Here is a 23,076-nt window from a genome sequence, read left to right as displayed (position 1 = left end):
ATATCTAATGGGTTGGCGAACAAAACCTTTAAAAACAAAAAGTTAAATTTTACCTCGAATTTCCTGGATAGGCCTGATAAAGTTTTATCAAGTGTGCTTTCTGGTCAGCATATTTTGCATCATCAACCAAATTTACGCGCTCTGCCGGATCCCATGATAAATTATAAAGCTCAGTAAGTTCTTTATTATCCTTTTTGGTAATCCTCAATTTCCAGTCGCCATCTTTTACACCTTCCAAAACATAGTTGTGGTAATAGATCGGGCGGTGAGGTTTAGCATTGTTTTTACTGGTTAGCAGGGCTGAAATAGATTCACCGTCGTATACTTTTGCAGGCAATTTGCTCTTGGTCCACTCGGCCAGCGTAGGAAAAACATCCAAATTTGAAATGGGTTTAGTTAATTGCGTATCGCTAAGGGTATGCCCTTTCCAGTACACGATAAAAGGAACACGGTGGCCACCTTCGTATGACATTCCTTTCGATCCTCTAAAAACCCCAGCTGAGCCCACATGGTAGAACTTGGTAAAACCATCGTCGTACATGCGCTGTGGTGCGTTAATCCACGGACCGTTATCGCTTGTGAAGATAAAAACGGTATTGTCTGCCTGCCCTGATGCGACCACCTGTTTCCAGATTGCAGCCAAACCGGCATCCATATCTTCGATCACATCACCCAGCTCACCGCCTGCCGAAGGTGTTCTTCTACTTTTTTGCGCTGCAAAAGCTACAGGCAGGTGTGGCATATTTTGCGCCAGGTAAAGAAAAAACGGTTTTTTAGCCGCAGCACTTTGTTTAATGAATTTGATCGATTCGCGGGTGTAAGAACTTGTTAAAATACTATCATGTGGTTTATAGATCTCTGGTTTGGTATTCCTAAATATCTTGATTGTCGTATCGGTTTTAACATAAGGCGCTCTGTAATCGTGGCTATATAAAAGGCCATAGAACTCATCAAATCCCTTTTTATTTGGCAGCGAAACACCATGATCACCCAAATGCCATTTACCCACCAGTGCGGTGGCATAGCCTGATTGTTTAAGCATTTGTGCAATGGTAATTTCATCTTCAGGCATACCACGTTTATCGCCCGGACCTATTGGCCATGGCAAATCCATCCTGCTACAGTATCTTCCAGTGAGCAATGATGCCCTTGACGGTGTACAGGTTGGTGAAGTGGTTACGAAGTTTGTAGCTTTTATTCCTTTAGCAGCCATTCCATCCAAAAATGGTGTTTTAATCAGCGGACTTCCATAACAAGAAATATCAGCATAACCCATATCATCAGCCAGTACAATAATTACATTTGGTTTTTGCTGTGCCTTTAACTGTATCGAAAAACTACAAGCCAGCAGAAAAATTAAGATTCGGAGATTCATGCCTGAAATTTAAGTATCATATTTTACAAAAAAAGGAAGTATCCAAGCTTTTACCAAAACAAATACTCAAGTTTAGATTGTTACCTTTGTAGAAACATTAAAGATCTACATTTTGCAAGTCCACACCCTATTCGAAGGCACCTATTCTGTTGATGCGACAAAGAAATTTGTTCCTTTCGACCCCACTATACATAACTTTAAAGATAGACCCGCATCACTATTTATCAATGTTCAGCCATTTTTAGTTGAACTGAAGAATGATCTGATTCTTTTCGACACTGGTTTAGGATTTAGCGATGACCATGGCGAACTGATTCTGCATAAAAATATCCGCAATGCAGGTTTCGATCCTACCGATGTAACCAAGGTATTAATGTCGCACTTACATTACGACCACTCTGGGGGTATGATCCATAAACAGGGAAATGATAAAGTTGAACTCAGTTTCCCCGATGCGGAATATGTGATTAACCGTGGCGAATGGGAAACGGCATTTAGCAGCACTTCATCTTCTTACCATACCGATATTTTCGATTTTGTTCAGCGTAACGCACAATTAAAATTTGTAGAAGGCGATGGCGCATTGGATGAAACCATTGCTTACGAATTTACAGGTGCGCACTGCCCTAACCACCAGATTTTCCTTTTAACAGAAGGTAAACAAAAGGTATTTTTTGGTGGCGATGTACTGCCTGAACCTGAAGAACTGGTTAAAAATTTTATTGCCAAATACGATTTCGATGGCCGCAAAGCGATGGAATTACGCAAAGAATTTGGTAAAAGAGCAGCCGAAGAAAACTGGGAGTGTTTGTTCTACCATGGTAAAAGCGCAGCAACTGGTTTTGTTGATGCTATTGAAGGCGGATTTAAGATTAGGTAGTTTAGGTTTTAGGTTTTAGGGGAAACAGACCAATAGTGGATTTAGTATAAGTTAAAAAATCCGATTTATTATTTTGCTTAAATTGTGGTTGGCTAAAGCCTAACCACAATGAAATTCATCATCACCTGATTTACTTACCAATCATTTATTGTTGCCTGCTTCAGCTGGCACAAAAAAAGCCTCGACACATGCCGAGGCTTTTCCTTTTTCCGAGACGGAAATAATTATTTTTTAGCTACCAATTTAACAGCTAATTCGAAGTTATCGTCAATTGCTTTGTCTCCAATGCTATCGAAGAATGATTTAGAACCGTATTTGATGTCATATTTAGTTCTATCAACAACGATTTTACCTGCTAAAGCCGAAGCTGTACCATCTGCATTTACAGTTACTGTTGCAGGGAAACTTAATGGCTTAGTGATGCCTTTGATGGTTAAATTACCTGATACCGTTACGTTTGCTCCTGAACCAGCAACTTTAGTAATTACGAAAGTTGAAGTTGGAAATTTAGTTGTACCGAAGAAATCGTCTGCTTTTAAGTGACCTTCTAATTTAGCGCTTCCATCAGCATCTTTAATTGAAGTCATATCAATTACAAATGTACCACCAGTTACACTTTTACCGTTAACGGCTAAGGTACCTGATTGTAAAGCTACAGTTCCATTGTGAGAACCTGTTACTTTTTTACCAACCCAAGTAATGGTCGATTTTGCTGCATCTACAGTATAAGTTACTGGTTTAGTTGGGTTTTTAAAAGCTGACAGTGCTACAACTGCCACTAATAAAAAAATTGAGCTAATTTTTAATTTCATTTTCTGGTTTTTTAAAATTTGATACAAATATAGACTAACTCCCGATCTCTTGTTATTGACCTATGTTAAGTTTTTTCAAAAATAATCGGATTTATTTAAAATCATTCTATTGACTGCATAATTATAGCAATGGTTTAATTTGTTTACTTTTTAATGTGATATACAAAGGTAGAAGGCGGAAGGTTTAAGGTAGAGGGCTTCCTTGGCATCGCCTAAAAAATGCAAACATTTGCTACCTACCTATCATGCTTAATTTTATTCTATACTGTTCATAGAAAAAATAATCTTCTATATTTAGAAAATAATATCAGACGCTCATGAAAAATAAAATTTACGCCTCATTATATTTATTCAGCTTATTATTTATTGCAACAGGCTGTAATTTCAATAGTGCTTATTTAAACCGCGAAGAAGATAAAAAAGAAGGGGAGAAAGTAGCCGATCAGTTTTATGCGCTACTTCAGCAAAAAGATTTGAAAAAATTAAGTCCGATCCTTAGCAATCAATTTAAAGCAGTAACCAGTACGCAAAAATTAAATGACTATTTAACCGGGACTGTTAATAAGCTGGGCGAGATAAAAAGCAAAAAATTAGATCATTGGGAAACGAAAGTGATCAGAGGCTCAAATCCATCTGCAAATTATGTACTATATTATGTTGTAGAAAGGACAAAATTTCAGGCAAAAGAAACCCTTACCTTAACCGCAGAAAACGACCAGATTAAAGTTTTAGGCTACAATGTTAATTCTGAAGGTTTATTCAAATAGGAAGAACGCTGAATCTGTAGTGATATTAAAATCGGCAAAAAAAACATGGCCAAGAAAAATTTACCCGATAATTTAAAAAACGGCATTGAAGCACTTTCAGGTATTTCAATGGATGGAGTGAAAGTACACACGAATTCAGATAAACCTGCACAATTAAATGCTTTAGCCTATGCCAAGGGTGCTGATATTCATTTGGCTGCCGATCAGGAAAAACATTTACCGCATGAGGCATGGCATGTAGTGCAGCAAAAACAAGGCAGGGTTAAACCAACAGCACCATTAAAACCCAACATAAATGTTAGTGATGATAGTTTAGAAAAAGAAGCCGATGAAATGGGGGCAAAAGCAACCAATACTTAATCGTAGGTGTCCGAGTTGCTTATAACTTCTACCCAAAGTAAATATTGCTCCCGCCTAATTGGTTTGAACTTCAAACTTTTTATCCTAAACCTGACAGCAGTGAAATCCTTTTTGTTTGCACTTACAGTAAAAGATTGCTTCGTCTTACCTCCTCACAATGACGATAATGAAGAGCAGATGCTACAAAAAGATTGAAGCGAATGGCAGGACTGCACTCCCCTATGAAAACCTAACATTCATTTCCAAAAAAAAATCTGCAAGTTTTATGAAACGATTTCATAAAACTTGCAGATCAATATGTTCGTGAGGGCACGAGCCTGAGCTCAAAATTTTTCTAAATAGATTGCCACGTCGTTCCTCCTCGCAATGACGATCTGGAGTAATTAAGGCGATGGAAAAGAAAACCCTAAACCCTCAACCTTCCCGCCTTCTACCTTACTAAGGAACGATCTCTTCTAAGTAACTCTCAATCGGTGGGCAAGCACAGATTAAAGCCCTATCGCCATGACTATCGTTAACACGACCAACTGAAGGCCAGAACTTGCGTTCTAACACATATGGAAGCGGGAACGCAGCTGTTTGACGGCTGTAAGCATGATCCCATTCGTTAGCGGTAATTACCGAAACCGTATGTGGAGCATTTTTTAACGGGTTATCAGTTTTATCTAAAGTGCCATTTTCCACTGCGGTAATTTCGTTTTTAATCGCTATTAAGGCGTCACAAAAACGGTCTAACTCATGTTTAGGCTCCGATTCGGTAGGCTCAACCATCAAGGTACCCGCAACTGGGAACGAAACTGTTGGGGCGTGGAAACCATAATCCATTAAACGTTTTGCGATATCGGTCACTTCAATTCCGAAAGCTTTGAAAGCACGGCAATCCAAAATCATTTCGTGCGCACAACGACCCTGAGCACCTGAATAAAGCACCGGATAGTGTTGCTCTAAACGCGCTTTCATGTAGTTTGCGTTTAGAATCGCATATTTTGTGGCGTTGGTTAAACCTTCAGCACCCATCATAGCGATATAAGCATGAGAGATAATCAAAATCGAAGCCGAACCCCATGGCGCAGATGAAACTGCAGAAATTGATTTTCCTTTATCAATATCAACCACAGCATGACCTGGAAGGTAAGGAACCAGGTGTTTTGCCACACCGATTGGGCCCATACCCGGACCGCCACCACCGTGGGGGATACAGAAAGTTTTGTGCAAGTTTAAGTGACAAACATCGGCACCGATATTAGCCGGACTTGTTAAACCAACCTGTGCATTCATATTAGCACCATCCATATATACCTGTCCGCCATTAGCGTGGATGGTTTCGCAGATTTCGATAATGCTTTCTTCGAACACACCGTGAGTAGATGGATAAGTTACCATCAAACACGATAAGTTGTCTTTGTGTAATTCTGCTTTCGCTTTTAAATCTTCAACATCGATGTTACCGTTTTCTAAAGATTTTACTACGACAATTTTCATATCGGCCATAGCAGCAGAAGCAGGGTTTGTTCCGTGTGCCGAAGCAGGAATTAACGCTACATTACGGTGGAAATCGCCTCTATCGTGGTGATAAGCGCGGATAACCATTAAACCAGCATATTCGCCCTGAGCGCCAGCATTTGGCTGTAAACTCATTGCGGCAAAACCGGTAATTTCACTTAACCATTTATCCAGTTCATTAAAAACTGAATAATACCCCAATACCTGATCGGCAGGTGCAAATGGGTGGATGCGACCAAAGTGAGACCAGGTAACCGGAATCATCTCTGCAGTCGCATTTAATTTCATGGTACAGCTACCCAAAGCAATCATCGAGTGGCAAAGCGATAAATCTTTTGCTTCTAATGATTTGATATAACGCAACATTTCGTGCTCTGAATGGTGCAGATTAAAGATTGGGTGTGTTAAATAAGCCGAAGTACGTTGTAACGATGCAGGGATAACGGTTTCTACATTTTCTACCACTTCAACCTGATCGGCAGCAATGGCTTTAACTTTAGCAAAGATTTTAGCAATTAAAGCTACATCTTCGAAAGTGCTGGTTTCATCGAAAGAAATAGTTACAACGTTACCAACATAATTTAAGTTGATTTCGTTATCGATACATCCCGAATGGATACCACCTTTTAAATCGCCTAAATCGAAACGTATGGTATCGAAATAAGCTGAGTTTAACTGCTCAAAGCCTAAACCTTTTAACGTAGAAGCTAAACTGATGGCCAAACCGTGTGTACGCTCTGCTATTGCTTTTAAGCCTTTCGGACCGTGGTAAGCTGCATAAAAGCCAGCCATAATAGCTAGCAATGCCTGCGCAGTACAGATGTTTGATGTTGCTTTATCTCTACGGATGTGCTGCTCGCGGGTTTGCAAAGCCATACGTAAAGCATAATCGCCGTGACTATCAATCGTTACACCGATAATACGACCCGGGATGTTACGTTTATATTCTTCTTTAGTGGCAAAAAATGCAGCATGTGGTCCGCCAAAACCCATTGGTATACCTAAACGCTGTGTAGTTCCAACTACCACATCAGCTCCCCACTCGCCTGGAGGCGTTAACAAGGTTAAGCTTAAAATATCGGCAACTACCGTTAATTTAATATTTTGATTGTGCAATTCCGATGCAAAGTCTTTGTAGTCAAAAACTTCACCGTTCCCTGCCGGGTATTGAACAATTGCACCAAAGAAATCTTCAGTAGCTACGAAATCTAAATGACTTCCAATAACCAGTTCAATGCCGTAAGGATTAGCTCGTGTTTTTAAAATATCGATCGTTTGAGGGAAAAGCAATTCCGAAACGAAGAACTTTTTAGCCGCCTGGTTTTTACGCAGGCTATATTGCATAAACATCGCTTCAGCAGCAGCAGTACCTTCATCTAATAAAGATGCATTGGCAATTTCCATTCCGGTTAAATCGATAACCATCGTTTGGAAATTTAACAAAGCCTGCAAACGGCCCTGTGCAATTTCTGCCTGGTATGGTGTATATTGTGTGTACCATCCTGGGTTTTCGAATACATTACGTAAAATTACACCCGGGGTAATGGTATCATAATAACCCTGTCCGATAAAGCTTTTGAAAACTTTATTCAACAATGAAGTTTGTTTTAAAGCACCAAGATATTCAGTTTCTGATTTCGCTGCAGGCAAATTTAATGGCTGTTTTAACCTAATTGCCGTCGGAACAGTTTGTTCAATCAGCTCATCAATAGAATTTACGCCAACAGCTTGCAACATTTCGACTGTATCTGCCTCATTTGGTGCAATATGACGATTTTGAAAATCTTCCTTGTAATGGATATTTAAGCTCATGCGGTATGAATAATAAATTTGCGTGCAAAGGTAGCAAAAACGAAGCTGTATTTTGCTATATATCAGTGTAAAAAAGGTGTATTATTTGCCGTTAAAAGCGACAAAATAGGTAGATTTTGTGCACAAATAAGAAGACAAACGTTTGTTCATTTTTATTTGATTAACTCATTATTGGGAAAGTGATGGCCGTTCCGAAATTTAAGTTTGTCGCCATGGTCAACTTCAATCTTTTAGCATCCTGTTGAGCCGAATCGATAAGCAGCCGCAACGTAAAATATCAGCTACCAAAGGAAAGGAGGAAAGCATTTTCGTAAATTTGAAAGCACCTACTTACCCTGTGTTCTTTTATGTCAACTTATAAAAATAACGTCGCACTTTTAGTTCATGCCTGCGACAGTTATGAATTTCTTTATAAAGGTTTTGATTACACTTTCTCCAAAAACTGGGATTTTAAAATACCATGCAATTATTATTTCGCTACAGAAATAAAAAACGCTGATGTGAATGGTTTTACAAACATCAAATCGGGCAAAGGCGAATGGTCCGATCGCCTGGCAACGTTGTTAGGTAATATAGACGAAGAATATGTGCTCTATTTCCAGGAAGATATGTGGTTAAGCAAACCCGTAAATCCTAAATTCTTTACAGTGCTGTTCGAACAGGCCATTGAAAACGATTGGCAACAGGTTAAACTCCATAGTTCTGGTGTTTACAAAACTAAAGAAACCGCTAATTTTATTGAAGGATTTAATATTGCGGAGATCGATAATGAGGCGTCAAATTATTTAATGTCGCACCAGATTACCCTTTGGAAAAAAGATTTTCTGCTTGCGCAACTTTATAAAAAAGAACATCCATGGAGGAACGAGCGCAAAGGTACTAAGAGATTGAAAAAATTAAACCCGATTATTCTTCACGTCGATTACTTTGCAGAAAACGGCGCGGAGGAAAACAATAAAAATAAAAAGCCGTCTGAACGGAGCGAGTATTATGCCGTTTCGTTTAACAGCACCTTAAATCATAACGCCATTCGGTTTATCGAGGTATTAAAATCAGGTAGTCAGCCTCAAAAAGATTATGCTGCAGAACTGCTAAACCATTACGACAACAATTTAACCCATAACGGAAAGGAAAGGCCTAAAAAAGAAGATTTGTTTAAAAAGCTTAAAACCTATCTGTGGAAAAAGAATTCGTAATAATTTTTGCATAGCATACGGTTTGAAAAGCAATGGCTGTGCTAAAATTCAAGTTTGTTCCCGCCATCCGCTACAATCTTTTTGCTACTTCCCTGTCATACTGAAGCTTGCTGCAAACAAAAAGGATTTTTGCTTCTGTCGGGTTTAAAAACAATGGAAACTGCAAGAAGCAAAGGTTGTATGGTGCAAATGCCAATCAATACTTGCGGCCAACAAAAGCCAACCGCAAGGAGCTTGTTATTTCGTTAGCAAAGTATTTACGGCAGCCACAAGTTGTGCTTTGTCACTTGGTCGTGGGGCTTTCATCGTGTTTATATTTCCTTCTTTATCAATTAAAATATAGGTAGGAAAACTGTTTATCGAGAATCTGGTCTCGATAATATTTTGCTGGGTTTCTGGCAAGCGGTAATGAACGGCATTTTCACTAGACAATTCGTATTCTTTAATAATATTCTTCCAACCTTCTTCCGGAGAATTATTGGCGAAATACATAAACACAACATCTTTTCCCTTTAAAGCTTCTTTAACCGGTTTCACAAAAGGCATTTCGCCTTTGCAGGGGGCACACCATGTACCCCAAAAGTCAACATAAATTACTTTTCCTTTATAAGGTTTAATTAGCTCAGCAAAGAGCGAATCTGCATTTTTTGCATCTTTTAAATGATCCGTTCTCTTTAAACTTTCCTTGTATTCCACATCAACCTTCGACATGTTTTGGTAACTAAGCTGGAGCTTCTCAATTTCATTTCGATAAAAATCATTTTTTAAGTCGCCAATAAACCGCGCAAATACAGTATCTGGCATTGCAGTATGTTTACCCTCAAAATATTTATAAAAACCACGTGCTATAAGACCCGCGCTCAAATCTTCGTTTTCAATACCCTTTGCCACCCTTAATTCTTTATCAAAAACTTTAAAAGCCAGTTTTTGATCTGCCCGCTCTATAATCTGTTGTTTATAAACCCTCCTTACACTATCTGCCAATTTTCGTTTTTTAGGAGAAAAGTCCTTCAAAAGCCCTATATATTTTAGTGAGTCTTTAGTTGACCCAATTTTATTCAATTCGATCTCAGCGAGCATCGCCTCCTTTTCCTTACCTGATAAATGAATCTGTTTTAAATAAATCATTTCAGCAAGCACATCGTCCCATTTAACAGAATTTCGTTCATTCGACGCCAAATAAGCAAAGTAATCTCTTTTAAACATTGAAAAATCCCTAACCAGCGTAAAAGGTTTAGGTGGGTTGTTTTTATACAAACTATCGCTAACAAAACTGATAAACGGTTCCGGAAACTTCTCTTGATTTAGGGTAAATCTTTTCTGCATTAAATCAAATCCCATTTTATACTTGTAACCTTCTGACACAAAATATTTAAAGCGGTTGCTTGCATTTTGGTACTTTGCCAAGTGTTTATTCAGGTATTCAATTGCTTTTTGATGTTCATTCTTACTGATGGATAAAAAAGATAATAAATCAGCATTTCTTCTGGCATTATAATCACGCTCTGTGATTCTTGAGTAAGGGCCATAATACTTGTAATTCAGTAATTCATTATGAAAACCGGCATTATCGCCCATAGCACTCCTAACCTGTATATTAAAATCTTCAAAATAAAAATAATGTTCACCTGGTTCGATCACGTCAATAACTCCATTCCTATCCCAGTCTAAAAAAACCTGAGTAGTATTTAATAAAGGAATTTTGACCGTAAAAAAACCATTGTTATCTAAATCGCCATAGTAATTCACCTGCTCATCTTTTAAATGATCAGTAAAACCAACTGAAAAAGGTTTATTACTTGTTGGGTTTCTTAAATAACCGGTAATAACTGCGGTGTCAACTTTGGCAAAATGACTGTCTTTAAATGCTGTTGCATCTTTTGTACTGCTGGCTTTAAATTCTTTTTTCAGCAGGTATACATCGCTTTTACCTTGCTCGTCGACCAATTGGGCAATGCTATCGTTTTTCGCTGTAAATTGAATATTTCTCTCCTTGCCATCTTTAAGAAGCGTAATTTTTAAACTTTTTCCATTTTTATTGATGCTTTTATAGGGATAAACCTGCTGATTGTAGATCGCAAAGTCTTCAAAAAAACCATACTGCCATGCGTTGGTTTCATCGTTTATCCAATTACCCAAGAATTGGTATACTAAGGGATTCTTAGCAATAGGGGAATAAATTTTCGGTCCCTCAAGGCTGTTTACCTTTAATGCTTTAACCAATTTATGTACATAAACCATTCTGCAGCTATCTTTATCTTTCAACAAAAACCGATCTTCCTTATCCATGTAGTTGCCAGCCCATTCAATGTCCCATTCCTTATTTTGATAAAGCATTTTATGTTTGGCAGTGATGTAAAAATCGGAATGAGATGGTGTACTCACCCATTTTCCAAAATAGTATGATGGGATTTCGCTTTTGTTATAAATTTTAATGTCAGGATCAGAAGCACTCCATGTACAAGAAATCTCTTTTTCCCACTTATTAAACTTCAATAAGGATTTACCTTCATTTGGTGTTTTAATTTCTAAGGTTAAAGGGTTTTTATCTCCTGTATTGAGCCACATTTTGTAGGTCCCATTATTATTTTTTAGACTGTCAACTTTATACATCCGATAATTATACTCGACATAATTATCATTAATTAATGTGCCGTTCCAGTTCCCTACTTTTGTTATTTTATAACTCCAAAAACCATGGAGATTTTTGGGTACAATAGGTTTTGCTGCTAAAGGAAATACATGAAAGAAGAAAATAAGGGTGAGGAGGTGAGCTAGATTTTTCATGGTTAATATTTAGATTAGACCATGAAGGTATCAAGTTTTTAAACTTAAATTCCTTAAAAAATGTTAAAAAACAGATAGTTGCATTTCTTAGGCCAAAACAAACGTTTGTTCATTTTATTTGATGAGCTGATGATTTTGAAAAGCAATGGCTGTGCTACAATTCAGATTCGTTCCCGCCATCCGCTACAATCTTTTTGCGGCACTCCACGAAACTATCGTCATTGCGAGGAGGAACGACGAAGCAATCTTTTACGAGCATGGAAACAGAAGGATTTTCGCTTCTGTCGGGTTTAAAAACGTCGGGGGCCTACAAGAAACAGAAGTTGCAGGGTGCAATAGGGATTAGGCTTTTATCTTTCAGCTTTAGTCTTTAAATCTACTTCTGCACTTTCCAACCTTCATCTTTACTCAGCTTTAACTTATACGTTTTGGTAATGAAGTTGCTGTTTTTATTGGCATCTTTATCAAAGGGTTCAAAATCTGTTGTTGTCATTTTAAGCGATACCGTAACTTTGGCTGTACTAGAATTTACCTGAGCAAAATCTACAGGCTTTTCATCGGCTAAAACATATTCTACAACTTTTACGGTTGCTTTATCGCCATCTTGTTTTAAAACCAATGGACTTGCTTTGTCGGTTAACGTAATTTGGTAAACGAAACTGCTATCTTTTGAAAGGAATTTCTTTTTTGCCGCTTTCAGGTCTAATGTCACCAAACCTTTGCTTGCTAAAGTTTTATATTTACCAAGCTCAAACATATCGTTTGTACTGTTAAATTTTATTTCTCCAAAATTGAAACGTGTAGTTTTGTATTCAGGATTAGCTTTTAAATAATCAGTGATCACTTCTCCGGCCTCATCCTGGTTAATAGTGGTTTTGGTTTTACATGCGGTTAATCCGACAATGATAAAGGATAAAATATAAATAGTAAGTTTTTTCATGTGTAAATGCTTTATGCTTTTTAAAGATATTTATTTTTTCAATAAGTCGGATGTCCGAGGTCCGAAAGTCGGAAGATTATTTATCGCGTACTTTAACCTTACACCCTCAGCCTTCCTACCCTCCACCTTTTTTCAAATATTTAAGATTTGGCAAAACCATGGCCGATAAAATTACCACAACACCAACCCACCTTAAAAACGATACTTGCTCTTGCAGCACAAAACCCGCCATCATTACAGCAACGGGCAACTCCGCAGCGCTTAATATCGAACTTATGGCTGTTCCGATTCTGGGCACGCCTTCTGCGTAAAATAAAGGTGGAATAACTGTGCCAAAAACGGAGATAATCAGTCCCCATTCCAATAAACTACCATTTAAAGCGCCATTAAATAAGAATGTTGGCGGAAAAATAATGAAGATCAATATACAGGCACCGGTAATCATCAAGGCACTTTTTTGCAATGGGGCATATTCATTTCCAATCCGGCCACTCAGCAGCAAAAATCCTGCATAAGAAATTGCAGCCAATAAACCAAAAACAATCCCTTTTAAATCCATGCTCTTAATACTTGTTTCCGCCATTCCGCTCGCCAAAACGGTTCCAGCTAAGACCAGCAGGATTGCCAGGAACTGTAAGCCTGTGGGCTTCTTTTTAAAAACAAGGTATTCCATTAAAATACTCATCCATATAAACTGCATTAACAAAATGATGGCTACCGAATTTGGCACAAGCTTTACGCATTGATAATAAAACACACTCACTAATCCAGTACATGTTCCTGCCAACACCATTTTCCACCAAGGGGTTTTAGGTACAATCGCTTTAGCTTTATAACCAGCTGTTCTGCTTTGGAAGAAAAATAGCACCCATAAAATTACAGCACCAAAGAAAGCCTGAGCACCTGTAACATCGCCCAGGGTATAACCTTCGTGATAAGCCAGTTTAACAAAAGTAGAGAGGATACCAAAACTGCAGGCACCGAAAAAAACAAGGAGGATTCCTTTTAACATATATTTTATTGTTTAACCGCAAAGGACACCATGGATTTCGCAAAGAAGCGCAGCACTTGATTAAACCGACGAACCTAACTTTGCGTTCTTTGTGCCCTTTTTCTTTGCAGTCTTTGCGGTTAAAAACTAGGCCAGTTGTTGTAAATATTTCTGAATGGTAGTTTCCAGTCCCAGATAAAGTGCATCGCTAATGAGCGCATGACCGATTGAAACTTCTAATAAACCTGGGATACTCTGTGCAAAATAATGAAGGTTGTGTAAGTCGAGATCATGCCCGGCGTTAATTCCCAAGCCCAATTTGTTGGCATGATGTGCCGCAGCAACATAACTTATAACAGCTTTTTCGCGATCGGCAAAATAATTATGCGCATAAGCCTCGGTATATAATTCAATCCGGTCTGTTCCGGTTTCTACCGCGCCTTCCACCATCTCTACAACCGGATCTACAAAAATAGAAACACGGATACCTTCCTTTTGGAAAATTGCAACCATTTCTTTCAGGTAATCTTTATGTTTAACCGTATCCCAACCGTGGTTAGAAGTAATCTGACCTTCGGCATCAGGTACGAGCGTAACCTGGGCAGGTTTGTTCGCCAAAACCAGATCAACAAATTTATCTTCTCTGCAATTTCCTTCAATATTAAATTCTGTCGCAATAACAGCCTTTAAATCATAAACATCCTGGTAACGGATATGACGTTCATCAGGCCGTGGATGCACGGTAATTCCCTGCGCGCCGAAACGCTCGCAATCTAATGCAACCTTAACCAGATCAGGATTATTACCTCCACGACTGTTGCGGAGTGTAGCAATTTTATTGATATTAACCGATAACTTTGTCATGCAGCAAAGATAAGGCTTTGCCTTTGTTATTCTTAAACCTTAAAAAAATTTGACTTTTTTTTGCTCATATTTGCTTCTTGTAAATGAACTTAAAAGATACAACCCTATATAAATTTCTGATTGCTTTACTTGCAATTGCAAGTATACCAGCACTTTTTGGCGGCGTGATGGAGCCCGATGGTGCATTGTATGCGTCCATGTCTAAAAACATCATCCTGTTTAAAGATTGGTTTAACCTTTATGGCCGTGGGGCCGACTGGCTGGACAAACCCCACCTCACTTTTTGGATTTCTGCAGCATCCTTTAAAATTTTCGGAATCTCATCCTTCGCCTATAAATTACCATCATTTCTGTTCGGTTTACTGGGCGCTTGGTATTTATACAAATTAGCCAAAGACATATACGATGAAAAAACCGGCTTAATCAGTGCGGTGATTTTTCTAAGTGCCTTGCATATCATCACCTCTACTTTTGATGTTAGGGCCGAAATTTATATTACAACCTTTACATTAGCATCTATTTATCATTATTATAAAGCACACCAAAATTCTTTTTGGCACATTATAGCAGGCTCATTTTTTGCTGCCTGCGCAATATTGATCAAGGGAATTTTTGTGTTGATTCCTGTATTTGCCGGTTTTATTATCTATTGGTTGCTTACAAAACAGTACCGTCAGCTTTTAAAAGCAAAATGGTATATCGCCATTCTTTTGATTTTTGTTTTTATTACGCCCGAGCTGTATTCGCTTTACACGCAATTCGATCTGCATCCCGAAAAAGTTGTTTTTGAAAGGACTGGTGTTTCGGGTTTAAAATTTTTCTTTTGGGACAGTCAGTTTGGAAGGTTTTTTAACAATGGCCCAATTAAAGGCAAAGGGGATATTTCCTTTTTTCTACACACCACCCTTTGGGCATTCCTTCCTTGGTCTGTACTATTTTATACAGCCGTTGTAAATCTGTTTAAAAGAAAAAACAGAATTACTTTAGCGCCCGAAAGCATTATGATCTGGGCAAGTGCAGCGGTTACTTTTCTGATCTTTTCGCTTTCTAAATTTCAGTTGCCGCATTATATCCTGATTATCTTTCCTCAGTTTTCGATCATCACAGCCTTGTACTTAAGGAAGCTTGGCAGCAAAGGTTTAAAAACCTTCTTTATTATACAGAACATTATTTTCATTTTGGTTATTGCCTTACTTTCTGTCTTAGCCTTTTTCTTTGGATTCGAAAACCTATATTTAATTATCGGGATTCTGATCGTTGTTCTCGTTATCGCATTCTTGTTGTTTAAAGGCATTTTATTGGAAACCATCATTGCCAGAAGTGCATTTTTAGCTGTCGGATTAATGATATTTCTCTTCATTTTTTTCTACCCGGCCCTTTTAAAATATCAATCAGGTATGCAGGCCGGTAATTGGTTAAAGCAAAATTATCCCACTGCTAAACCTGCAGTATTAAATTATATAGATGCATTTTCTTTTGATTTTTATGCCCCGGGAGAAGTAAAATATCTGCATAGTTATAGTGATCTCGACAAATCAAAGAACCTAAAAGACTTGGTTATATACATTCCAGAACAGGAATTGGCAAAACTAAAAAGCGAATACCATGCTGAAATTCTAGAATCGTTTGAATATTTTCATACCACTAAACTGACTGGTAAATTTCTAAATGTAAAAACACGCCCTCAGGTTTTAGAGCGATTTTATTTGGTTAAAATACATTAACATGGATTTATTCTTCCGCATCTTAAAATTTGGGTTAACGGGTTTCCTTGGAATGGCGATAGATTTTGGTGCAACCTGGCTGTGTAAGGAGAAAATCAAAATAAACAAATACATCTCTAACGCCATTGGCTTTACTTTGGCAGTAACCAATAATTACCTGATTAACCGGGTATGGACATTTCAGAGTACCAATAGCCACTGGGGTACAGAATTTAGTAAATTTCTGGTAGTGAGTTTAATCGGCTTGGGGTTAAATACTTTTATCATTTACCTTTTTCACCAAAGGAAAAATGGCACCAATTTTTATGTAGCCAAATTCTTTGCGATTGTGATTGTTTTTGTGTGGAATTTCCTCGCGAATATGTTATTTACTTTTAGGTAAAACACTTTCGAAATAGATCCTGAAACAAGTTCAGGATGACGCTTGACTTAGAAGCCTTAATTATGCAACTTGCGCGGACTAATGAGCTAATGACCAGTGAACTAATGAACTATTTAGGTAACGTTTTTACCAATAAAATAGAACACAACAAGCCATATTAATCCTTTAATCAGGAAGAATAAAAACCCAACCAGCCCCACCCGCTTAAACCATAATTTTACTTTTTCTTTGTTCATGGCGATGTTTGTAAAGATAATGGATTTGGCTTAAATTAGAAAGATTTTAAATAAGGAAATATGAAGTTATCTAAATCTTTACTCCTCATTATTTTTTCCATTTGCTTTTTTGGTGTTAAAGTTTTTGCACAGAATTTTGATGATATTAAGCGTTACAAGGTCAACTTTGCCCACGCAATTACAAAAAGTAAAAGCTTAAGAAACCAGCCAAAAGATCCCCAAAACTCTAATTTCAGTGTAAATAAAAATACAATTGACGGCCCGATAGATTTACTTGCATTAAGAAGTTTCACTGCAAATAATCAAAAATATTTATTGCTAGTGAATCCAGAAACTTTAGATACAAAAATCGACTTGGCTAGTAATTACACTACAAGTAGTTTACAGTTTCAGAATGTATTAGCCATTTTTAAAAATACGGCCTACATTAAATCAATCGAAGCCGCAGCAGCTAAAGATTTACAGCTTCAAAATGCGGGGATCGATCATGCCATTCCGAATGAAAAGGGGATTACCTTAACGATTGATCTTTGTCCATCACACAAGGCTTTAGACAGGATTATTTTTCAGTCTGTATTTGATGAATTTAAAAAAATAGAAAAGCCTGCGCCGCTCGCGATTTCTGTTTCTGGTAAATGGATGCTGAAACATCAGGATGATTTGAACTGGCTGAAAGGTCTGATAGAGAAAAAGGAACTGAACATCACCTGGATAAACCATACTTACAACCACGAAGTGAATAAGCTGCCCTTAGCTGAAAACTTTTTATTGGCACCTGGAACCAATTTAGATGTGGAGGTATTGGAGAATGAAAAGTTGATGCTTAAAAATGGATTAACCCCATCGGTATTTTTCCGTTTCCCCGGTTTGGTATCGGATAAAACCATTGTAGAAAAGATCGAGGCCTACGGATTAATTCCTGTTGGCAGTGATGCCTGGCTCGCCAAAGGACAACAGCCTAATGCGGGCAGCATCGTATTGATCCACGGCAACGGGAATGAAGAAATCGGGGTGAAAGATTTCATCCAGTTGCTAAAAACCAGACAGGCAGATGTAAAAAACAAACAATGGCTGCTTTTCGATTTAAGACAAGGATTGGAAAAGGAATTTGAATAGCCTGCTTTTTAACCGCAAAGCGCACAGAGAAAAGGCACAAAGAACACAAAGCTAGGTTCAGATAGTTTTAAATCATACTTAGCGCCTCTTTGCGAAAAACTTTGCGTTCTTTGCGGTAAAACTACTTCTTAGCTGGCAATAATTTTATTTCTTTAGCCTTAAACCGATTATTCACGATTTCGCCGGTAACTTCTGCTTTGCTTACGGCATTACAAAAACCATGTTCGCCATGGGCATCGCCAAAATCATCAATACCTTTTCCATCAACAAAATAAGATTTACCATCTATTTTTACTGCTAACTCGCAATCTTTACCTTTCATTTTAAACTGACATTCGCCACAGGCAATATCTACCATTTGTTTGGTGATTACTTTCGCTGTTGCAGTTTTTTGAGGGGCAGTTTGGGCATTTACAGAAAACGCAAATACACCAAGAACTAGTGCAAATATTAATTTTTTCATCTCTTTTCTTTTTTCAAATGTAAGTTTTCAGCAGCAAAAGAACCACGATCCGCTGTAAAATAAACCTGATGGGAACGAACATCCCGATTTTTCCATCGGGATAAAGTGTACAGCAGGACTGAAACCTCGGAAGAGCTACTGAACTAACGTTTTCAAAAAACTAAGAAACTTACCTAAGCTTTAGTGACACCCCACCTTACAGGCACTCCTCCGATAAATCGGAGGAATAAAAAAGGGATATGCAAATTGCACATCCCTCTTAAATCATATCGACTTCAGACTCTCGACTGAAGACTAAGGACTAATACCTATATGTATCTGCTTTAAACGGACCTTCTACCGGTACACCGATATAATCAGCCTGGTGTTGATCCAAAACATCTAATTCTACACCGATTTTTTCTAAGTGTAAACGGGCAACTTTTTCGTCTAAATGCTTAGGCAAAGTATAAACTTTGTTTTCGTAAGCAGCATTGTTGGTCCAAAGCTCTAATTGAGCTAAGGTTTGGTTAGTGAATGAGTTACTCATTACAAAACTTGGGTGACCAGTTGCACAACCTAAATTAACCAAACGACCTTCAGCAAGAACGATTACATCTTTACCGTCGATTGTATATTTATCAACCTGAGGTTTAATTTCCACTTTGGTATCGCCATAAGCACCATTTAACCAAGCCATATCGATTTCGTTATCGAAGTGACCAATGTTACAAACAATTGCTTTATCTTTTAATGCGCGGAAATGTTTTTCGCGTACAATATCACAGTTACCAGTAGTCGTTACCACGATATCGGCTTCTTTAATGGCAGTATCTAAACGTTTAACTTCATAACCTTCCATTGCAGCCTGTAAAGCACAGATCGGATCAATTTCAGTTACAATAACACGTACGCCTTGTGAGCTTAATGATTCTGCAGAACCTTTACCCACATCGCCATAACCGCAAACAACAGCCACTTTACCAGCCATCATTACATCAGTTGCACGACGGATCGCATCAACCAATGACTCACGACATCCGTATTTGTTATCGAATTTAGATTTAGTAACCGAATCGTTAACGTTAATTGCAGGTAAGTGCAATGTTCCGTTTTTCATTCTTTCGTACAAACGGTGAACACCAGTTGTAGTTTCTTCTGATAAACCTTTAATAGCTGCAATTAGCTCAGGATATTTATCAAAAACCATATTGGTTAAATCGCCACCATCATCCAAAATCATGTTTAATGGTTGTTGTTCCGGACCGAAGTGTAAAGTTTGCTCAATACACCAATCGAATTCTTCTTCGTTTAAACCTTTCCAGGCATAAACCTGAATACCAGCAGCAGCAATTGCAGCCGCAGCGTGATCCTGAGTAGAAAAAATATTGCAAGATGACCAGGTAACTTCAGCACCCAGTGCAGTTAATGTTTCGATTAATACAGCCGTTTGGATGGTCATGTGCAGACAACCTGCAATGCGCGCACCTTTTAACGGTTGTGTTGGACCGAATTCTTTACGTAAACTCATTAAACCTGGCATTTCTGCTTCGGCTAATTCGATTTCTTTACGGCCCCATTCTGCCAGTGAAATGTCCTTAACTTTGTAAGGGATATAAGTTGTCTCTACTGATGACATAATTATTTGTTTTTAAATGTGATGCAAAGTTACCACATCCCTTTGTGAAAGCCAAATAATTAAAAGCACAAGGTGGTTTACGGATTGTAAAATCTATTTACGATTATAGCTAGAATCTTATTACCAAGCAGGAATATACTTAAGAGATAACCCTTGATTTGAAAAGCAAAACCAGCAATTCGTAGGTCAGGTTCTGCCCTGCCATACACTATAGCTCCGATGAGGAATCGGAGGCTGACGTTCTTGTCAGGCTTAGATTACATAAAACTGTGCTTCGTTTGTAAAGCGGAGAACAACCTAAAATAAAACTTTGATTTACAGCTAATTATTTCTTAAATTGTTATAACCAAATTAAGTTTTATGAAAAGCGTAAAACACTTGTTAGATACCAAACAGGTACGGATTATCTCGGTATCAGAAAATATTTCTGTTTTAGATGCCTTAAAGGTAATGACAGAAAAGAACATCAGCGCAGTATTGGTCATGGAAAACGATCGGCTACATGGCATTTTTACGGAACGCGATTATGCCCGAAAAATCATCCTTCAGGGTAAATCATCAAAAGATACCTTAATTAAGGAAGCAATGACAGCCAGTCCGATCACCATTAATTTAAGCGACAGTATTGATTACTGTATGGAGCTGATGACCGATAAACATATCCGCCATTTACCAGTAGTAGAAAACGACGAAGTAAAAGGAATGGTTTCGATCGGCGATGTGGTGAAGTTTATCATTGCAGATCAGAAACAGACCATTTCACAATTGGAAAGCTATATTAGCGGGTAATGCTGAGTTGGATTATGTTGGTTGGTGAGACACCAACCAATAGATGAGGCCTACGCTTTCACAGCTACTTTATCTTCTGTTTTGCCTGATTGGTGCATTTCGAGTTTTCCATTGTATTGTGCGCCTAGTTCAATTTCAATGGCCTCTGTTTTAATGTCGCCATTAACTCTGCCCGTCTTTTTTATTTCCAGGTTTTGGGCTTTAACATTTCCGTTAACTGTTCCATAAATAATGGCTGAGCCTGTTTGAATATCACCTTTAATCATCCCTTTTTCACCTAAAACAATGCCACCTTCAACATTTACGTTCCCGATTACAGTTCCATCGATCCTGATTACTGCTTTTCCTTTTAGTTCGCCTGTAATGGTAAAGCCGAGGCCTATGATAGTCGAAATCTCTTGTTGATTTAAGTCTTTAATTTGGTTGTTTTTTTTGAACATGTGTCTTACAAGGTTAAAAAGGATCTTGGATTTATAACTTTACCGTTTTTGTGTACTTCATAATGTAAATGGGGACCAGTTGAGCGCCCAGTTGAACCAGCTTTGCCAATGTTATTGCCTGCAATTACATTTTCATTAACCTTTACCAAAATTTTCGAGAGGTGACCATAATAGGTTTCAAAACCATTACCATGTTTAATCACAATACAATTGCCATAACCACCACGCCTTCCAGCAAAAACCACTTTACCGTTTGCTGTACTTTTAACAACATCGCCATAATTGGCCCTGATATCGAGTCCTTTATGTGTCTCCACATTTTCACCACTAAAAGGATTTTCACGGTGACCATATCCTGAGGTAATTGTGCCTAAATGCGGATAACCCATTGGGGTATAAGCTACGTTATAGGCAATTTTACTCAGGTAGTTATCGTAAAACTCGCCGATCTCTTCAGCCGATAAAATATCATCGCTTTGCTCTCCCCCTTCGTTACCTGTTAAAATTGGCTTTAGCCCTCTCGCTTTTAGGTATTTATTGATGGTAAGCAGCTTTTTATCGATTGATTGGTAATGCTTTTTTAGCGAAGAGGTATCGATAACAGATAGTTTGCCTTTACTTTTTAAAAGCGCCAGCTCGAGTTTACTCTTGGCTAATTCTACACTCGAATTACTACGGATCAGGTAAAATATGCTGGATATCAGTACTAAGAATAATCCTAAAACGCCTAAAATATACTTTTTCCAATGTACAATGTATCCTGTTGGAACTTGGATGGGCTTGCTTGAACTTTGATTATTATTTACAAAAATTACGGTTGTTTTGTTCCGTTTTCTGTTCATTTTTACTCAGATTTTTTGTTTGGGACTAAAACAAATATATGATTAACAAGCACATAGTCAAAAACAAAGCCCAGATTTAACACTTACAGGAATAAAAATCACAATACATTAACATCGAATTAACCTTCAATTCATTGCTCACGCTCGCAAAAAGACAGGTATGTAAAATTTAAGTGGTTTTGGCTGTAAAGCTATTTAGATAACCGGTACAACCAATACTATTAAAAACTATATTCGTAGACAAAATATTTAAATGAAAGCCCTAATTTATCCGGCAGTCGCACTCGTATTCAACATTATTCTCTTTAATAGTTTCCCCATGGCCGGGGGTGGCGTAAGTATAGGGGCATTATTAACCATTCCACTTATAGGCCTAATCTCACTTTTACTTACGCTCACTCATTACCTACTGCGAAGAAAAAAGAATACTACAAAATATTTTCAACCCATTGGGATCACCTTAACCGTTTTGATCAGTTATTTTTTATTCATTACCGATGAAGGCAATACCCCAATTGATATTATGGGCAGGATGTTTAAAACAGCAAGAAATTATAACAAAATTAAACTCACTGACTTCTACCTATACCACATTCCATCCAATGCGGAAAAGATATTAGCAGCAAAGAAAAAGTTTAAAGATCAGATTCCTGATACAGCATATACTATTAATGTGATCAGGAATACCGATTATAAAACAATAGAAACCTTCGGCATTTTTTATAAAAACGGGGAACCTATAGCTGTAAATGAGAATGTTAAAATCAGGCAAATAAACAGAACGGCAATTATGCTCACAAGAATCGCAAGGCAAGATAGTTTAAGTTTTGTTTTATCACCATTGGCAATAAAATTAGGCGAAAGCAGGATAAGTGGCTTCCCGGAAGAAAACCCTAAAAGAAAGCCAGAAGAATCGTTAAGAGAAGCTGACATTACCCCCATTAGCAAAAGAACAACCTTAGACCAACAGTATTTCGCTTACAAAGTCTTTTATTGGTTACTTTAACAGCAAAAATTTGTCATTTCGAGCGCAGCGCAACGAAGTCGAGAACCACGATTGCGCTGCGAAGCAAAATCTATTAAGAATGTCATCGTTCAAATCAATTCAAAGATTTCTCAACTACGGTCGAAATGACGAATTTATCTTACGCGAATTAACTATATAAAAATCTGTGTAAT

General features: G+C 37.8%; 21 protein-coding genes. 9 read left to right on the top strand and 12 right to left on the bottom strand.

Annotated elements, in window-relative coordinates:
- Positions 1 to 49: 49 nt before the first annotated feature.
- A complete protein-coding gene (locus tag AC07VK_RS14790) occupies positions 50 to 1,375 on the bottom strand; it encodes a sulfatase-like hydrolase/transferase (RefSeq protein WP_492961391.1) in 1,326 nt (441 codons plus the stop codon).
- Positions 1,376 to 1,487: 112 nt separating this feature from the next.
- Here AC07VK_RS14790 and AC07VK_RS14785 point away from each other — a divergent pair, with 112 nt between their 5' ends.
- The gene (locus AC07VK_RS14785) at positions 1,488 to 2,255 is read left to right on the top strand and encodes an MBL fold metallo-hydrolase (RefSeq protein WP_492961389.1); all 768 of its coding nucleotides are present in this window, start codon (positions 1,488 to 1,490) and stop codon (positions 2,253 to 2,255) included.
- 224 nt (positions 2,256 to 2,479) lie between these two features.
- On the opposite strand, the gene AC07VK_RS14780 is transcribed toward AC07VK_RS14785, so the two are convergent.
- Complete coding sequence (locus AC07VK_RS14780; protein WP_492952819.1) at positions 2,480 to 3,067, bottom strand: YceI family protein; 588 nt, start codon at positions 3,065 to 3,067, stop codon at positions 2,480 to 2,482.
- 317 nt (positions 3,068 to 3,384) lie between these two features.
- On the opposite strand from AC07VK_RS14780, the gene AC07VK_RS14775 reads away from it, so the two are divergent.
- The gene (locus AC07VK_RS14775; RefSeq protein WP_492961387.1) at positions 3,385 to 3,834 is read left to right on the top strand and encodes a hypothetical protein; all 450 of its coding nucleotides are present in this window, start codon (positions 3,385 to 3,387) and stop codon (positions 3,832 to 3,834) included.
- Positions 3,835 to 3,879: 45 nt separating this feature from the next.
- The gene (locus tag AC07VK_RS14770; protein WP_492961385.1) at positions 3,880 to 4,194 is read left to right on the top strand and encodes an eCIS core domain-containing protein; all 315 of its coding nucleotides are present in this window, start codon (positions 3,880 to 3,882) and stop codon (positions 4,192 to 4,194) included.
- Between the two features lie 438 nt (positions 4,195 to 4,632).
- Here AC07VK_RS14770 and gcvP read toward each other — a convergent pair whose 3' ends face one another.
- Positions 4,633 to 7,509 carry an aminomethyl-transferring glycine dehydrogenase gene (gene gcvP / locus AC07VK_RS14765; protein WP_492961383.1) on the bottom strand — a complete coding sequence of 959 codons (2,877 nt, stop codon included), beginning with the start codon at positions 7,507 to 7,509 and terminating at the stop codon, positions 4,633 to 4,635.
- Positions 7,510 to 7,856: 347 nt separating this feature from the next.
- Between gcvP and AC07VK_RS14760 the strand changes: the two genes are divergently transcribed.
- Positions 7,857 to 8,705, top strand: a complete 849-nt coding sequence (locus AC07VK_RS14760; RefSeq protein ID WP_492961381.1) for a hypothetical protein — start codon at positions 7,857 to 7,859, stop codon at positions 8,703 to 8,705.
- Between the two features lie 237 nt (positions 8,706 to 8,942).
- On the opposite strand, the gene AC07VK_RS14755 is transcribed toward AC07VK_RS14760, so the two are convergent.
- From AC07VK_RS14755 to AC07VK_RS14740, 4 genes are all read right to left on the bottom strand, one after another.
- Positions 8,943 to 11,492 (bottom strand): thioredoxin-like domain-containing protein, encoded by a 2,550-nt coding sequence (locus tag AC07VK_RS14755; RefSeq protein ID WP_492961379.1) that lies wholly within the window; start codon positions 11,490 to 11,492, stop codon positions 8,943 to 8,945.
- Between the two features lie 376 nt (positions 11,493 to 11,868).
- Positions 11,869 to 12,432 (bottom strand): hypothetical protein, encoded by a 564-nt coding sequence (locus AC07VK_RS14750; protein WP_492952813.1) that lies wholly within the window; start codon positions 12,430 to 12,432, stop codon positions 11,869 to 11,871.
- Positions 12,433 to 12,547: 115 nt separating this feature from the next.
- Positions 12,548 to 13,444: an EamA family transporter gene (locus AC07VK_RS14745; protein ID WP_492961377.1), complete on the bottom strand. Its 897-nt coding sequence runs from the start codon at positions 13,442 to 13,444 to the stop codon at positions 12,548 to 12,550.
- A 126-nt stretch (positions 13,445 to 13,570) separates the two neighbouring features.
- Positions 13,571 to 14,287 (bottom strand): pyridoxine 5'-phosphate synthase, encoded by a 717-nt coding sequence (locus tag AC07VK_RS14740; protein ID WP_492952811.1) that lies wholly within the window; start codon positions 14,285 to 14,287, stop codon positions 13,571 to 13,573.
- 83 nt (positions 14,288 to 14,370) lie between these two features.
- Here AC07VK_RS14740 and AC07VK_RS14735 point away from each other — a divergent pair, with 83 nt between their 5' ends.
- A complete protein-coding gene (locus AC07VK_RS14735) occupies positions 14,371 to 16,011 on the top strand; it encodes an ArnT family glycosyltransferase (protein WP_492961375.1) in 1,641 nt (546 codons plus the stop codon).
- 1 nt (position 16,012) lies between these two features.
- The gene (locus AC07VK_RS14730; protein ID WP_057931162.1) at positions 16,013 to 16,393 is read left to right on the top strand and encodes a GtrA family protein; all 381 of its coding nucleotides are present in this window, start codon (positions 16,013 to 16,015) and stop codon (positions 16,391 to 16,393) included.
- A 113-nt stretch (positions 16,394 to 16,506) separates the two neighbouring features.
- On the opposite strand, the gene AC07VK_RS14725 is transcribed toward AC07VK_RS14730, so the two are convergent.
- On the bottom strand, positions 16,507 to 16,629 hold the full coding sequence (locus AC07VK_RS14725; RefSeq protein ID WP_262890336.1) for a hypothetical protein: 123 nt from the start codon (positions 16,627 to 16,629) through the stop codon (positions 16,507 to 16,509).
- Between the two features lie 60 nt (positions 16,630 to 16,689).
- Between AC07VK_RS14725 and AC07VK_RS14720 the strand changes: the two genes are divergently transcribed.
- Complete coding sequence (locus tag AC07VK_RS14720) at positions 16,690 to 17,745, top strand: polysaccharide deacetylase family protein (RefSeq protein ID WP_492961373.1); 1,056 nt, start codon at positions 16,690 to 16,692, stop codon at positions 17,743 to 17,745.
- A 121-nt stretch (positions 17,746 to 17,866) separates the two neighbouring features.
- Here AC07VK_RS14720 and AC07VK_RS14715 read toward each other — a convergent pair whose 3' ends face one another.
- Together AC07VK_RS14715 and ahcY are read right to left on the bottom strand one after the other, a co-directional pair.
- On the bottom strand, positions 17,867 to 18,208 hold the full coding sequence (locus AC07VK_RS14715; protein WP_492961371.1) for a DUF6370 family protein: 342 nt from the start codon (positions 18,206 to 18,208) through the stop codon (positions 17,867 to 17,869).
- Between the two features lie 301 nt (positions 18,209 to 18,509).
- Positions 18,510 to 19,826 (bottom strand): adenosylhomocysteinase, encoded by a 1,317-nt coding sequence (gene ahcY, locus AC07VK_RS14710; RefSeq protein WP_492952807.1) that lies wholly within the window; start codon positions 19,824 to 19,826, stop codon positions 18,510 to 18,512.
- A 360-nt stretch (positions 19,827 to 20,186) separates the two neighbouring features.
- On the opposite strand from ahcY, the gene AC07VK_RS14705 reads away from it, so the two are divergent.
- Positions 20,187 to 20,615: a CBS domain-containing protein gene (locus AC07VK_RS14705; RefSeq protein WP_116252700.1), complete on the top strand. Its 429-nt coding sequence runs from the start codon at positions 20,187 to 20,189 to the stop codon at positions 20,613 to 20,615.
- A gap of 50 nt (positions 20,616 to 20,665) precedes the next feature.
- Here AC07VK_RS14705 and AC07VK_RS14700 read toward each other — a convergent pair whose 3' ends face one another.
- Both AC07VK_RS14700 and AC07VK_RS14695 read right to left on the bottom strand, forming a co-directional pair.
- Positions 20,666 to 21,055, bottom strand: a complete 390-nt coding sequence (locus tag AC07VK_RS14700) for a bactofilin family protein (protein ID WP_492961369.1) — start codon at positions 21,053 to 21,055, stop codon at positions 20,666 to 20,668.
- Between the two features lie 5 nt (positions 21,056 to 21,060).
- Positions 21,061 to 21,897: a M23 family metallopeptidase gene (locus tag AC07VK_RS14695; protein ID WP_492961367.1), complete on the bottom strand. Its 837-nt coding sequence runs from the start codon at positions 21,895 to 21,897 to the stop codon at positions 21,061 to 21,063.
- A 253-nt stretch (positions 21,898 to 22,150) separates the two neighbouring features.
- Between AC07VK_RS14695 and AC07VK_RS14690 the strand changes: the two genes are divergently transcribed.
- A complete protein-coding gene (locus AC07VK_RS14690) occupies positions 22,151 to 22,903 on the top strand; it encodes a hypothetical protein (RefSeq protein ID WP_492961365.1) in 753 nt (250 codons plus the stop codon).
- The last annotated feature ends 173 nt before the right edge of the window (positions 22,904 to 23,076 follow it).

This window comes from Pedobacter sp. GW821-FHT01D05 (genome assembly GCF_059422505.1).
This window is presented reverse-complemented; position numbering and strand designations above follow the sequence as displayed.